Below are 14,348 nucleotides of genomic sequence, written 5' to 3' on the forward strand. Positions count from 1 at the left end.
GCAGGACCCGGCTGATGGTGACCTGACGGGTGTAGCGGCGGGCCGCGCCGATCGCGAGGCCGACGCGGCGCGCGAAGTCCTCGATGAGCGCGGCAACTATGGGCCTGACGGCCCATAAGAGTGACACGTCGTCATGCCTGACGGCATGACTGTGTGTTGGCTGGGTTGGCCCTGACGGGCCAATTGGAATAGACGAAGCGGGGCCTGGCGGCCCCGCTGTCATGTGTCTAAAGGTGTCATGCCTGGCGGCATGACAGTGGGGTGAGGGTTCCCTGCCCTGACGGGCAGGCGTTGTGACAGGCGTGGGCGCCTGCGGCGCCCTTGATGTCGTAAGGGTTCGTTAGACAGTTATCCGGTTTCCCTCCCCCTTGGCGTACCTAGGACCAGCTTGGGTTTTGGCCCTGACGGGCCAACAGAAATGAGTGAGGCATGGCCTGATAGCCCTGTGACATGTCTAACGGCATGTCCGTTTTCTTGCGGTGCCCCGCTGTCGCGGGGTTCTTCGTTGGTTTTTGGGGGCGTTGTCAGAGCCAGTGTGCAGGTTCCGGGAGTTGTTGGCCCGTCTGGAACGGCTCCGAATACCCCTGGTGGGGGTGGAGGGGGAATGACTACGCCTGTCAGTCAGCATGTTGCTACTCTCAGGACGGCAACACGTTGAACCTCTCCTCCGAAAGCCTTTGAGCGACGGCAGACTGGCACCGCGGGCGTGCAAGCGACCTCACAGTCAGCGTGGACACGTCACCAGAGCGTTCGGCCCGGGTTTTCAGGGTGGCCAGCGCGCTGAGGCTGCCGACTGGAGACCACTCCGTGAGGTGACGGCGCCATCGCCCGTGAGCGTCTGCGCCGTGACGAGTCGACAGGGCACGGCCAGGGACCTGTGCGGCCGGGTCAGATATGGATCATGTTGGGACATGGACAGCGGGAGCAGGGCTCGCGTTCTCCAGCGTGCCGGGGCGACAGCTCCAGTCGTGCCCGCGCTCACGCAGCAGGCCGCCCACTGACGCGGCAAAGGAACGCACGTTGCACGCCGCACTCGTCGGCTGCGGGCTGGACGGCTTGGCCATGTCCAGGGCAGCAGCGTGCTCAAGGAGTTCCGGGGGCAGAGCGGGCCGCCCCTGGTTGGGGATGATCTCCATGCGGCTTGCTCTTCTTGACGCGTCCCATTGCCATCCCTGTGGCCATAGGGCGCCGGTCCAGCCGAGGCCCGCTGCTGTACTCCCGGTGGTCGAACGACCCCACCGTGCGGCGGGCAGCAAATACGACCTTTCTTCGCTACTTCGTGTGATTGTCGAGCGTCTGGCCGATCACGGGCGAGGGCCCCATATGGCGGTTCAGCCATGGGATTGCTGACCACTGGGCCGGGCGGGACCGGCGACGGCGCGTCAATCTCGCTTCTTCGCAGCGTTGACCAGAGCGGACGGGACACGGCAAGGGCCCGGCACACGGGTGCGGATCGGTGGCTTGCCGCATCGGGGGCGTGTCCGAGGCGCGCGTGCAGCCGCCGGAGCCCGCGGCGACTCCAGCGCGTCTGCCCGAACGCTCGCGCGCGAATCGGCCCTGTTCAGGGGCTTGCAACGGCTTGAAGATCACCCGCGTGGCCGTCAGCCACCGTGATGAGAGCGTTACCCCTTTTTCACCCCGATTGTCACAGGTGAGTGCTGCACTCTTCGCCACGGCCCGAAAGTGAGCATTTCACCATGTAAAGGTGGGTTTCTCTTGGTTGACGATCTTGACGGTGCGGACCGGCTGCTGGACAGCGAGGAGCGGCAGCTGCTGGCCGCGGCTCCCGGACCCAGTGACACGGGTGGGTGGAAGCCGCTGGTGTCCGATCCCGGTTTCGTGCGGCGTAGTACGGTCCTGGCCCGCTCCAGCCCGTTGCACCGCCTGGACCTGAGACAGGCATGGCAGCAGTTCCCTGCCGACGTGTACGACCCTCGGACTCTGGCGCTGGCGGCGCTGGAGGCGGTGATGCACCAACAGGGTCTGGACCAGGAGGCGACCACCAAGGCTGTGGTGGAGTTCCTGGTGGATCTGGCCCGTGACGCGGCACCCGGCCGGGACGGTGACGAGCACGAGGCCGTGGCCCGGTTCGTGCTGCGAGAGTTGCTGAACGACCAGCACGGCGGCATGGACTTCGCCGTTGCCTACAGCGACTACCGGCAGGGGCACTGCCGGGAGGAGCTGGGGGTGCGGCTGCTGAGCGAGGAGATCGGGCGGGACGGGCGGGCGGTGCTGCGGGCGAGTGTGCCGGCGATCAATCTGCTGCTGGCCGGGATGGACGTCGATGTGGAGGACCACCAGGCGGCGAAGGACGAGATCCTGCGCCGCCAGGTACGTACCGGGCGGTGGGGCCGGGCGGAGGAAAGCGCCGGGGAGAGCCTGAAGCTGTCGCTGGCGTACGCGGAGCGGATCCGGGTGGTGCTGCGGGAGACCGAGCGGGACGTGCGGGCCGTGGACTGGGGGCGGCACGTGCCGGATCTCCTTGACGCGGCGCGCAGCCACCTGCTGGAGCGGCAGCGGGCCGAGCAGGGACTGATCGAGCTGATGCGCACGGCACGCGACGGGATCAAGGAGAGCGATGTGCTGCTGACCTGTATGCGCATCCTGCAGCTGCTTCAGCGAGCGCATCACCGGCATTCACAGCTGCTCAAGGAGGTGCTGGGGGCTCGGTCGACGTTCCTTCAGTCGCAGGCTCAGCAGCGGTTCCGCCCGATCCCTCAGCTGTCGAGGGTGGCTCTGCAGGGCGATGTACTGCTGCCGTTGCTGGAGCTGGGCGCGACGGAGGCTGCTGAGGTGACGGAGGTGTTCACCGATGCGCTGAGCGGGCCGGTCGTGAGGCGTCTGCCGCGACTGCGGGACTGGTGGAGCCTGCTGCTGGCGCCAGTGCGGGAGAGCGGTGGGACGTTCGAGGACGACGAGGTCGTCGAGCTGACGGACGACGATCTGGTGGCGGACGCGGCGGGTCACAGTGATCTCGACTATGCGCAGGCACGCAGGGTGCTGGCTCAGGCTTTGGCCGGGCCGGTCAGGTTGTCGCAGTTGCTGGCCGATGCTCTGCAGTTCGGTCCGGCGGCGGCCGACGTTCTCGCGCTGACGGTGCTGGCGGCGTTCGCTCCGGATCCCGAGGGCGACGACGAGGAGGCCGGTGTGCACGACCTGTCGGACCTGCTGGGCGAACAGCTGGTGGTCCTGGACGACGGAGCGTGCTTCGACGACGGCCTCTACGGCGGCAGCGACCTGCTCATCGTTCCGGCTCGTTCTCTGATCGAAGAGGAACTGCTCGAGGAGGCTGCGGCGTGAGCGCGGTTGCGGCTCTGGAGGATCTTCAGGACGCGGCGGAACTGGTGCGGTACGGGTGCCGGCCCAGGCTGCGTCCGCTGGCCGACGCACGCTACCGGGACCTGCTGCAGCACTACCGGATGGACAAGGCCTTCCGGGACCGGGTCGAGGTCATCAGCCAGGGGCTGGGCGTGCAGGTGATCGCCGCACACCCCCAGGAGGGCCTGGTCCTGCATGCCCAGGACGGAGGGCTGTTCACCTACCGGCTCAAGGACGATCTGAAGCGGTCGGCGGAGCAGCGCCTGGTGCTCGGGCTGGTGCACATCGCGATCGCGGCTCGCGTGTATCCGACCGAGCACGACCTGGAGGACGAGACGGTCAAGCGCATCAGTGTCGGCGAGGTGGACGCCTTCCTGCGGCACCTGGTGGAGCAGCTGAGGGAGGCGTCGAAGGGGGAGGACGGGCTGCCGGTGCCTGAGCCGGCCGTTGATGCCGTGTGGCGGATGTACGACAGGCGCCCGCCGGCGAAACCGACCGCGGGAGGACGCGGGGTGACGCAGTCGAGCACGCAGGCCGTGATCCGCGAAGCGCTGGACTGGCTGGTGCACCAGGGCATGGCGATGCCGGCGCCGGAGTTCGGCGCCGGGCACTACCGGCTGCTGCACAGGTTCCGGCTGCAGGTCGGTGAGGCGGCGGCAATGCCGGCGTTCGAGACGCTGCGCGACATCCGGCGCGCCGAGGACGCAGACGCCGCTCCCAGCACCGACACCGACACCGACACCGAGGAGATGTGACATGCACCGTCTGCGACGTCTGCGGCTGGTGAACATCGGGCATGCGGCTGCGGGGTTCAAGTCGCTGGTCCTGGATCTGACGGGCGGCGTGAGCCAGGTGGACGGCCGAGTGATGCCTGCCGTCGACGTGATCTTGTGGCTGCGCAACGGCGGCGGCAAGTCGAGCCTGCTGTCGCTGATCTTCAGCCTCTTCCTGCCGGCGAAGAGCGACTTCATCGGTCATAAAAAGGGCAAGTCCCTAGCCGACTACGTGCCCGACCAGAAGGTCTCCCATGTCATCGCCGAGTGGGAGGACACTTCACTGCCCCGCGGGGGCCCTGCCCTGGTCACCGGAGGGGTGTACCAGTGGCTGGACGGGCACCGGCCCGCTGACGTGGAGACCGGCTGGGAGCTGCTTGTGCGCCGCTGGTATGCCTTTCGGCCGCTTCCGGGCCTCCTCGACCTGGACTGCCTCCCGGTGCGTACCGCAGGTGGGCAGCTGACGCAGAGCGCGTTCCTCAAGAGGCTGGCCGACGCGGGCAAGGCACAGCGCGGGCTGCATCTGCGTATCGCCAAGGACCAGACCGAGTGGCGCACGCTGCTGTCCGATCTCAGGCTCGACCCGGCTGTCCTGCGGATCCAGCGGGACATGAACCGGGAGGAGGGCGGGATCACGGAGCTGTTCCAGTTCTCCACCTGTGAGGACTTCGTCGACTTCCTCATCGACCTGGTCTGCGACCCGCGGAATCCCGCTGTGGTCCGGGCGTCTTTGGAGGAGACGGCGGCAAAGCTGGCGCGGCGTCCTGGCCGGGAGAGGGAGCAGAGTTTCCTTGCCGCGGCACTGCTGGCGCTGAAGCCGGTCACCGAGCACAGTGTCCTGGCGGCCGTGCAGCAAGAGAGGCTCGCGCAACAGGTGTGGATGGCCCTGCGTGCGGCGGAGCACCTGTCCGGCCGGGCTCAGGCATTGGGAAGCACGGCGGCTGCGGCCGCTGCACAGGCCACCGCAGAGCAGGCGGCGGAAGCCGAGGCCAGGAGGCATGCCGTGCAGCAGGAGCGGCGCCTGGTGGTGCTGGCCCGGCACGCCGCGCAGTGGGCCGCAGACGACGCCGGCACGGAGCTGGGACGATGCGAGGAGAAGGCGGCCGAGGCTCAGCTGGCCCATCAGGCGTGGGAGCTGGTGGACACGGTGCTCGAACTCGATGCCCAGCGGCAGGAGGAACAGCGTCTCAGACAGCTGCTGAAACGCCAGGACGTACGGCAGGCCCCGTTGCGCGAGGCGATGCAGGCTGCGGGAGCGGCGCTGCGGGACAGGCTGTCCGGTGCCGTCGAGGAGCTGGCCGGCGAGGTGGCACAGGCTCGGCGGGAGAGTGAGGATGCGGCCACCGAACGCCAGGTGGCGGAGGACGGCCACGCGCAGGCGGCGAAGGCGCAGTGGCAGGCGAAGGACCGGCTGCGCCGCGCCTCCGAGCAGCTGGCAACTGCGGAAGAGGCTGTCGAGACCGCCCGCCGGGACGGGCTGATCGGGGCCCTGGAGTATCCGGGCGACGCCCTGACCCGCTACACGGACGAGCACACTGCCGTGGGCCAACGGCTGCAGGACCACCGCGCACGGCAGGCAGCTTCGATGTCGCGGCTGTCGGGTCTGGCAGAGCAGCAGGCGGCCTGTGCGGTGCAGCTCGCGGCGGCCCAGGAACGCCACAGCACGCAGTGGGACCGGTTGAGTTCTCTGCAGGCCGACAGGCGCGAGCTCGCGTCCGACCGCCGGCTGCTGGAGCTGGCCTGCGCCGAGCCCGGGACAGTGCTGGATCTGGACCAGGTGGCTGGGGACCTTCTGAATCTGCTGGCAGCGGCCGGGCAGCAGAGCGACGCTCTGATGCTGCAGGAGCAGGTGGACAGCGTTGACGACCGGCGTGCGGTGAAGGCACTTCAGGAGGTCGGCTTCCTGCCGGCTCCGGTGGAGGTCGAGCGGGCAGTGGAACATCTGCGGGCGCTGGGCGCTCCTGCGGTGTCGGGGCTGCAGTTCCTGCGGGAGGTGTTCCGTGCCGACGAGCACGCCGCCGTGGTGGCCGCCGTGCCTCATCTGATCGGCGGTGTGGTGGTGTGCGGGCCGCTTCCTGAGGGAGAGGGCCTGGCTACGCTCGCACAGCGCGCGGGTGTCACGGCGTCGGTGATCGCGATGGGTGAGGACCATCAGGCGCGGCAGGCGATCGCGGCTGCCGGCCCGGATACGGCGGTGCTGCCCGTTCACCCGGGGCTGCTGGTACCGGACGCCGCCGAGCGGGAGCAGTTGCGGCTGGAACACCGGCTGGAGGGGCTGGAAGAACGCGTACGGGATCTGGTCCGCCGGCGGGAGACGGATGCTGCGCTCGCACGCCGACTTCAGGCCCACATGGACATCTTCGGCGCCGGTCCGCGCGAGGGGCTCGAGGCAGCCGTTGCCCGTCTGGAGCACGAGGCCGACACCCTTCACGACAAGCACCGTCTGCTGAAGGAACAGGCGCGACGTGCACGTGAGGATGCGGACGCGCTCGGGCCGGAGATGGATACCCTCACCGAGCGGCTGGTGACGCTGACGGATCTTCTTCCCCGAGTGCGGGAGCTGGCACGGGCGCATGAGTGTGTGATGCCTGCCTGCCGGGCGGAGATGGAACAGGCCCGCCAGGCACTACCGGTATACACAGCGGACATGCGCCGGTACACGCAGGCCCGCGAGGGGGCCGAAGCCCGGCAGAGCGCGGCTCGTGACCTGCTGCGGCGGCTTGAGGAGCGTCAGCGGCGCCATGCCTCGGAGATCAAGCGGCTCGATGCCGACCTCCCCGCCGGCTGCGGTCACGCGCTGAGCGCGGCCGAGCTGGCCGCGACCGCGGTGGAGACCCTGCGCAGCCGTTTCGACCAGGCCCGGCGGGACTGGGAAGGCGAGATCGGGGACGCAGGCCTGCGGGCGCGGGTCGAGGGCTGCGCCATGCGGATCACGGAACTCACCCGGACTCTCGGTGCCAAGCCCGGGGAAGTCTGTGCCAAGGCCGAGCAGCTCGCGCGTTCCCCCCACGCGGGCGAGGCCGAGGATCGCTCCAGGAAGCGGGCCGAGGCCGAGGCGGCCAAGGAGACGGCCATCGAGCGTCGGGGCGTTGCCAGGGAGGCGAAACTCCGGGCGGACACCGTCCGGGAAGAGGCATCGGCCGCGGTGGAGGCACTCAACCCTCCCTACGACGCGCGTGCCGACCAGGCAGGCCCGTTCGACACGGCTGCCGGCGCCTTCAAGGCCCAGGCGGAGGTCCAGAGATCTGCCGACCGGGCGCACGCGGCGGCCCAGGAACACCAGCTGAAGGTGAAAGACCTGCACATCGCCGCCGAGAAGGCGAAGGGCGCAGCGCACCGCTTGGCCCGCTGCGCACAGGGGGTGAAGGACACGGCCGGCCGTCACCGCGACACGGTGCACGACGCGGCGCCGGACCACGCCGGTGCCGCGCAGGTCGACGCCCAGCTGTTCGGCCTTGTCGAGCAGTTGCAGATCGGCACCTCCTCGCTGGCCTCTGTCTCGCCCGAACAGGCCGAGGCCCTGGAGCAGGCGGTGACCGGCATGGTCGACACTGCGGCGAGAGCCCACGACGACGCCCGCAAGAAGCTGGAGAAGTCGGTGCGCAAGGTGCACAGCCTGGCGCAGGACCAGACGCACCGCGACGTGGTCGAAGGCCAGCTGCTGGAACGGCTGCTGCACGATCTGAGCCACCCGGCGCGGCTGGCGGGGCTGATCGAGGAGATCGATCTGCGGGAGAAGGTCGTCCTCGGCGAGCTGGCCGAGCTCGCTGACGACCAGCTGATGGTCGTGCAGACCTGTCTCTCGCTGGTGAAGACAGTCCTGGACGACGTCCAGCAGGTGGCCCACCATTCCCGGCTGCCGCAGGGTTTGGGAAGCTGGTCGGGACAGCAGTTCCTCAGCCTGGAAATCCGCCACCTGCCCGACGACGAGGTCCTCGCCCGCAGGCTGTCGACCGAGATCGACCGCATGACCGCCGCCGTCGCCGGAAGCACCGCGGCCAAGGCCACGGCCCTGCCGGACGCCATGACACTGGCCAAGGAACTGGTCCTGGCCGCTCTCGGCGGACGCGGCAACGTCGTCGCGAAGATCATCAAGCCGACGCAGTCCCTCGACGTCGTCCAGCGCAACTCAGTCACTCAGATCCAGAAGTTCAGCGGCGGCGAACTGCTCACCGTGTCGGTCCTGCTGTACTGCACCCTGGCCCGGCTGCGCGCGGCCAAGCAGGGCCGCAAGGCGTCGGGAGGCGTGGGCACCCTGGTGCTGGACAACCCATTCGGGAAGGCGAACTACGCGCCGTTCATCGGCCTGCAGCGCAAGGTCGCTGCGGCCCATGGCATCCAGCTCGTCTACACCACGGGCTCCAACGACCTGCCCGCACTGGAACGCTTCCCCCTCATCATCCGCCTGCGCAACGGCATCGATGCCCGGACCCGTTCGCAGTACGTGCAGATCGCCGACCGCTACGGGGACGCCGTCAGCCGGGGCATGCAGCACGCCTACGACGAGGGCATCACCTCCGCACGCCTGCACCGCCGCAGCGCCCAGGACACCGAACAGGAAGACACCGGCCCGGGCATCCCGCACCAGAGCGGTGAGACCGAAACCGGCGACGCAGAGGGCGACGAGTGACGCCGGCCGGGCGCATGACCGTCTTCCTCGCCGGCCAGACCCGCAGCCGGGTCGGCTTCGACCTGCTGGCGCAGGCCGCCGACGCGGGCGACTCCAGCCTGTCCACTTCTCCGCTGCGGCGCCGGATCCTCGCCGGCGCCGCAGCACAGCTCGCCGGTGCGGGCACCGTCAGGCTGCCCGCCGCCGGCGGCCGGGGCTGGGACCACAGCGCCGAACCCCCACTCCCCCTGTGGGTGGAACGGCTCACCCCCCGCCGGGCCCGCACCCAACGGCCGGGCCCCCGGGCCTGGGTCGAACCCCTCGCCTTCGCCGCACATCTGCAGCTGAGCCAGGCCGACCTCGAGCTCCTCTCCCCCATCAACGACCACCTCCGCGACCACCTCGACGCCGAACCCGTCCCGATCCCCGAACGCTCCTACGAGCTGTACGGCGACGAGAAACGCCTCGCCCGCATCACCTCCCACCGCCTGGTCACCGCAGGCCTGCTGAGCATCACCGACCACCTGCGGGCATTCCCCTCCCCCGCACCCCTGGCGATGTACGAACTCGGGCCCGCACCCTGGATGCTGGTCGTCGAGAACAGCGCCGCATTCACCAGCCTGCGCCACATCCTCAAGGGCTGGCCCAGACGCGACGAGGTGGGCTGGCTGGCCTACGGCGGAGGCGACCACCTCGTCGCCTCCCTCACCACCTGCCTGGAGACCTTCGAAGAACGCGACCACTACGTCGTGGACTTGCTGCTGTACACCGACCTCGACCTCGACGGCCTCGAATGCGCCCAGCAGGCCGCCGAACGCGCCCGCGAAGCCGGGCTGCCGCCACTTGTTCCGGCGGCCGGCCTGTACGGCCCGCTCCTGACCCGGCCACCCCGTGCTGTTCCGGTCGCGGACGCAGGCCGCATCCGAACAGCGGCATCCTGGCTTCCCGAGCCCCTGGCTGCGCAGGCCTGCGAGCTTCTTACGCAAGGGGAGGTTCTCCGGCAGGAGGCTCTGCCGAAGCCCCGGCTGGAACAGCTGCTGTGCCCCGACCAGACGCTGCTGCCCCAGCTGCGGCAGCAGCGAAGCCGTACCGCAGCCTGCTGACGAGCCCAGGCACCGTCCCTAACATGGGGTTCCAACTACTGCGATGAGGGTGCTGTATTCGGCCAACTTCAAGCGAGAGACAGTGAGACACCATGGGACTCGCCCGGACACCTACGGACGGTGGAGGGCAGTGGCCGAAGCATGCGGGCGCTGGAGCGGTTACTGTTTCGTCGTGGCCCGCATGCGTCACACTCCCCCGTATGCCGAGCTTTCAGAAAAGGAAGGCGATTGGCGACGCCCACGAACAGCGCGTCACCCAGGAACTCAACCGACGCGGCTGGCACGTCAGCCCCTGGGGGCAGGGAGTCATGGGCGAGCCCGAACGGCTTGCCCTGCACCACACCACCAGCTTGCTGCGCTGGACGCCCGACCTCATCGCCGCACAGGGGCGGCAGGTCGTCCTGATCGACTGCAAGAGCCGCATGACCAGCCGGACCAGCCGGCGTCACGTCGTCGAACGGGCCGCCGTCGCCGCCCACCTCCAACTCGTCGCCTGGACCCAGCTCCCCCTCTACTGCGTCTTCGACAACCTCGACCTCCTCACCCCGCGCGATGTTCTCGGCCTCGGGCAGGAAGGCCCCCGGACCACCGCCAGCTCCGGGACGCCCTATCTCCTCGTCCCCGCCCGCACGAGCCTCGGCGTTCGACCGTGTCTTCGGCACGCCTGACGGACTACCTGAACTCAACTGCCGCATTCTCAGGAATCCAATCGATCGGCGGCCTGATCAAGCTGAGCGTCATGTCCATGCAGGTGAGGTCGTCGAGCTCGCATATCCACGGTGGCGCTGAAGCAGTGTGAGTGGCGGCCGGCCTGCGGACGCCACTCAGGTTCCGTGCCGGAGCCCAGTGGTGCGGGCGATGAATCCGGCACGGCCCTCCCCGACGGGATGCTGCCATATCTCACCCGCACTGCGCTCGGCGGCAAGGCAGCACAGCTCGAGATGGCCAAGACTCAGGAAGTAGCGGTCGGCCAGGGAGACTTTGCCTAGCTGGACTTGTCGCGCGCTCATCCATTCCATCAACATGCAAGCCGAGTGCCGGGCCATCCAAGGGCGGGAAAGGTCTGCTTCAGGTTCCAGCCCCCAGGTCGCACGGTGCCACATCTGGTCGACGGCTGTCCGCACCTCCTTCCGAAGGTCACAGAGATCTTCCCGGCTCATCCCTAGAAGCAGATCGAAACGCTCTTCGGGAGAGGTCTCCTCGTAGCGGGCCATCTGCGACGAGTGGGAGATGGCCGCGTACTCCCACACGGCAAAGACGTCATCATCGTCCTGGGCGCAGTCGAAGGCCAGTGCTGCCGACAGGTCGGCCATGAACTCGTGGTCGTCTTCGGGCAAGCGCAACCTGTTCAGTCCCACGAGAACACCGACAAGCCGCTCGTCGACCTCTCGCTGCGGAGCACCTGCGAGGTCCGGAAGACGGCGCAGGTTGATCCTCATCTGGCGCACCGCCCGTCCGCCCTTGGCCAGCTCGGTCCGGGCCTCGGCTTCCGCAGTCTCGTACTCCTTCCCGAGCACTGACTCCCAGCCTTCAGGAACACATGCCGCGGCCTGGGCGACCACGTTCTCGTGACGGTGGCGGCTGTTGAAGTACGCGCGGGCGATCGCGAGTTTGAGCGCCGCTTCGGGGACATCGGCGCCGTCGAAGAACGCCAGAAGTGCCAGGTCGTCACTCCTCCGCCCCGGAGCACTGTGCCGGGCGAGTGCGCAGACAAGGTCACTCGTGCCGTCCGGGTAGACCGACGCGGTTCCGTGGCGGCCCCGGTAGACACGCGTCGGTTGCGGCAGCAGGCCGCGCCTACGCCACCGCTCAAGCTGGCTCGCGCTGACCGCATAGCCCTGCGCGCGGGCGTGGTGAATCAGCTCCTGGTCAGCCTTGCTGGGTTCGCTTCGAGGCATGACCAGGACGCTACTGAGGGCATCAGGACAGCTTCCGCACCCACCGCGCGGGGGTCTATCGACCGGCACGCTGTGTTCAGTGTCCTCAGCGCTTCTTGCGCTCCTGACAATCTGGGCTCGTCACAAGCAGCTCGTCGGCAAGGGACGGCGGCCTGCTTCCTCTCAAAAGCCCCGCTCTGGCTGCTGCGTTCGCCCTTGCCAAGCAGCTTCGCGACGCAGCCGAGCCGGGGCAGATCCGCAAGGCGGGCATCCTTCGGGGAACGGACCGCGGACACCGAAAGCTCAGTCCCAGGAGCGCTGTCCGCGCGCTGCTGCCTTCAAGGCTCGCCTGTCTACAGGCCGAGTTCGGCCAGCGCCTCCTGTCTGTTCGGGCTGAGCGCCGTACGGCGGCGGCGCAGGTTGCTAAGCCACTGGCCCAGACGGACCGAGTCTCCTTCAACCTCCTCGATATGACGCTGGGGGACGTCGAGATGGCCTTCCCGTTCGCGGAACGCCCTGGCGGCGGCAAGCCCGCGCTGGAAGGCGCGCTCGCGCGCCGGAAGGCGGTTCCCCTCCGCCTGTACGGCGGGCGCGTCAGGCAGTTCGACGGATCCCAACTCCTTGAGCAGGCCTCTTTGTTCAGGCTGCAGGCGGTCGAAGCGCGCGCGCTGGGCTTCGATCCATGCCTGTGCCTGGGAGGCCGTGTCGTTGTTTACCAGGCTCTGGCGAGCGGCGTGGTAGGCGCGTTGCCAGGTGATCGGCCAGGGCGGGTTCCACCACCGGTCCAGGGCTGTGAGGGAGGTGGCGCGTTGGTTGGTGAGGGTCTCGGCGCGGGTGCGCTGGGTGGCCAGCCAGCGGCCGAGGGGGAAGCCGTCGTGGATCTCGTCGACGGGTGCGGCAAGGTGGCCGTGGCGGGCGGCGTAGGCGGCGGCGTGGGCTAGTGCGCGGTCGTAGGCCTGCTGGCGGGGGTCCCAGATGATGCCGAGGCGTTCGAGGGCGTGGACGCGTACGGCGTCGAGTGTGCCCTTGGTGTGCAGGTGGCGTTGCCAGGTCAGCCAGCGTCCCAGGGGGTAGCCGGTGGGGTCTTCGTAGGTCTGGGGGACGTCGAGGTGGTGGTGGGTGTGGCGGAAGCGGCGGGCTGCGGCGAGGCCGCGGCGCCATTCGGCGCTTTTGGGGGCCAGGACGCGCAGGGACAGGGCGAGGGCGATTTCGTCGGCCTGGGTGGGGCGGTCGAAGCGCAGCCAGGCTTCGGGGTCTTCGGGGGGCGTGGTGGGGCGGTGGGTGCGCGGGTCGGACAGGCGGGCGTCGAGGCGGTCGTCGTGGGAGCGCAGGGCTTGGATGGTGCGCCACAGCGGGGTGTAGGCGTCGGCGCCGAGGAGGTCGTCGGGGTCTTCGTCGGGGGTGAGGTAGACGGGGACGACGAGGGTGGCCTTCTTGCCGGCGCCAGGGTGCTGGCGCAGGGCGCGGCCGACGGCCTGGACGGTTTCGACGGGGCTGTTCTTGGGGTCGACGAAGACCACGGCGTCGATGTCGGGCACGTCGATGCCCTCCCCCAGCACGCGGGCGTTGGATAGCACGGCCGGTGTGTCGGGGCTGGTGTGGGAGGTGAATTCGAGCAGGAGGCGTCGGCGGATCTGTGGGGTGTGGCTGCCGCTGATCCAGTCCGCCCACAGTTCTTGGGGGCGCAGGTGTTCGGGAAGGGCAGCGGCCGTCTCCGTGAGGGTGGTGGCGAAGGCGCGGGCGTCGGCGACGCGGTGATGGAAGGTCAGGATGCGGCGCAGCTTGTGGTCGTGGATGGCGCGGAGGGCGGCGACCTGGCGGCCGGCCAGGTGTAGTCCGTCGATTCCCGCGCCGGGGCCGGTGGCGAGCCAGTCGCGCAGGTCCGTGTCGGTGACGACGGGGACGAGGATCTGGTAGTCGGCGAGCAGTCCGAGATCGATGGCGTCGGAGAGGTTGAGCTGGTAGGCGACGGGACCGAAGAGGTTTTCGTCGTCCATGGAGGCCACTGCCTCTGCCGCGTCGCTGTCCGGGTCGTCGTCGGGGTTCCAGATGCGGGGGGTGGCGGTCAGGTACAGGCGGCGGGCGGCCGGCACTTGGTCGTCGTGATGGATTGCGGCCCAGGCCTTGCCCAGGCGGCCGGCGGTGCGGTGGGCCTCGTCGACGACCACGAGGTCCCAGGTGGGCAGGCGGTGGTCGCGGTGGGCGGCGGTGACGGCGGGCAGGGAGGCGTAGGTGGCGTAGATGGTGACCGGGCCGGTGCTGGACTGCCCCGCCAGGGCGGCCAGTTCGGCGGGGGCTGTGGTGAGGGGGATGTCGCTGCCGAAGGGCTCGTGGTCGAGGGCCTGGCGTTGGGAGCACACGGCGATGACGGTGCCCTTGCGGCCGGCCAGGCGCCAGGACCGGATTGTCTGGGACAGCAGGTCCAGGGTCGGCAGCAGCACCAGTACCCGTCCGCGCGGGGCGATGCGGGCGGTGGTGCGGGCGGCGATGAGGGTCTTGCCGGTGCCGCAGGCGGCGATCACGCTCGTGCGGGTGTGGTCGCGCAGCGCGGCCGCTGCGGCGGAGACTGCTTCCTTCTGATGGGGCCGTAGTTCGATGTCGGGGGCCATGAAGGTGTACCGCTCCGTGGGGTCGGCTGAGAGTTTCGGGAAGGCAGGGCGGGGGGCTC

Annotated in this window: 7 protein-coding genes; 5 read left to right on the forward strand and 2 right to left on the reverse strand. The window is 69.3% G+C overall.

The window, feature by feature from the left end:
- Positions 1 to 1,716: 1,716 nt before the first annotated feature.
- The 5 genes from ABTZ59_RS34890 to ABTZ59_RS34910 all read left to right on the forward strand — a co-directional run bounded on the left by ABTZ59_RS34890 (position 1,717) and on the right by ABTZ59_RS34910 (position 10,471).
- Positions 1,717 to 3,300: a hypothetical protein gene (locus ABTZ59_RS34890; RefSeq protein WP_351424211.1), complete on the forward strand. Its 1,584-nt coding sequence runs from the start codon at positions 1,717 to 1,719 to the stop codon at positions 3,298 to 3,300.
- Positions 3,297 to 4,073, forward strand: a complete 777-nt coding sequence (locus ABTZ59_RS34895; protein ID WP_351424214.1) for a hypothetical protein — start codon at positions 3,297 to 3,299, stop codon at positions 4,071 to 4,073. Before ABTZ59_RS34890 ends, ABTZ59_RS34895 begins: the two co-directional genes overlap by 4 nt.
- Before the next feature lies 1 nt (position 4,074).
- Complete coding sequence (locus ABTZ59_RS34900) at positions 4,075 to 8,721, forward strand: coiled-coil domain-containing protein (protein WP_351424216.1); 4,647 nt, start codon at positions 4,075 to 4,077, stop codon at positions 8,719 to 8,721.
- 14 nt (positions 8,722 to 8,735) lie between these two features.
- On the forward strand, positions 8,736 to 9,803 hold the full coding sequence (locus tag ABTZ59_RS34905; RefSeq protein ID WP_351424219.1) for a hypothetical protein: 1,068 nt from the start codon (positions 8,736 to 8,738) through the stop codon (positions 9,801 to 9,803).
- A gap of 200 nt (positions 9,804 to 10,003) precedes the next feature.
- The gene (locus tag ABTZ59_RS34910; protein ID WP_351424222.1) at positions 10,004 to 10,471 is read left to right on the forward strand and encodes a hypothetical protein; all 468 of its coding nucleotides are present in this window, start codon (positions 10,004 to 10,006) and stop codon (positions 10,469 to 10,471) included.
- A gap of 156 nt (positions 10,472 to 10,627) precedes the next feature.
- On the opposite strand, the gene ABTZ59_RS34915 is transcribed toward ABTZ59_RS34910, so the two are convergent.
- Together ABTZ59_RS34915 and ABTZ59_RS34920 are read right to left on the reverse strand one after the other, a co-directional pair.
- Positions 10,628 to 11,701, reverse strand: coding sequence for a hypothetical protein (locus ABTZ59_RS34915; RefSeq protein WP_351424225.1), 1,074 nt, complete (start codon positions 11,699 to 11,701; stop codon positions 10,628 to 10,630).
- 332 nt (positions 11,702 to 12,033) lie between these two features.
- Complete coding sequence (locus ABTZ59_RS34920) at positions 12,034 to 14,289, reverse strand: DEAD/DEAH box helicase (protein WP_351424227.1); 2,256 nt, start codon at positions 14,287 to 14,289, stop codon at positions 12,034 to 12,036.
- Between the last annotated feature and the right edge of the window lie 59 nt (positions 14,290 to 14,348).

The sequence above is a fragment of the Streptomyces sp. NPDC094034 genome (assembly GCF_040303865.1).
GTDB lineage: Bacteria > Actinomycetota > Actinomycetes > Streptomycetales > Streptomycetaceae > Streptomyces.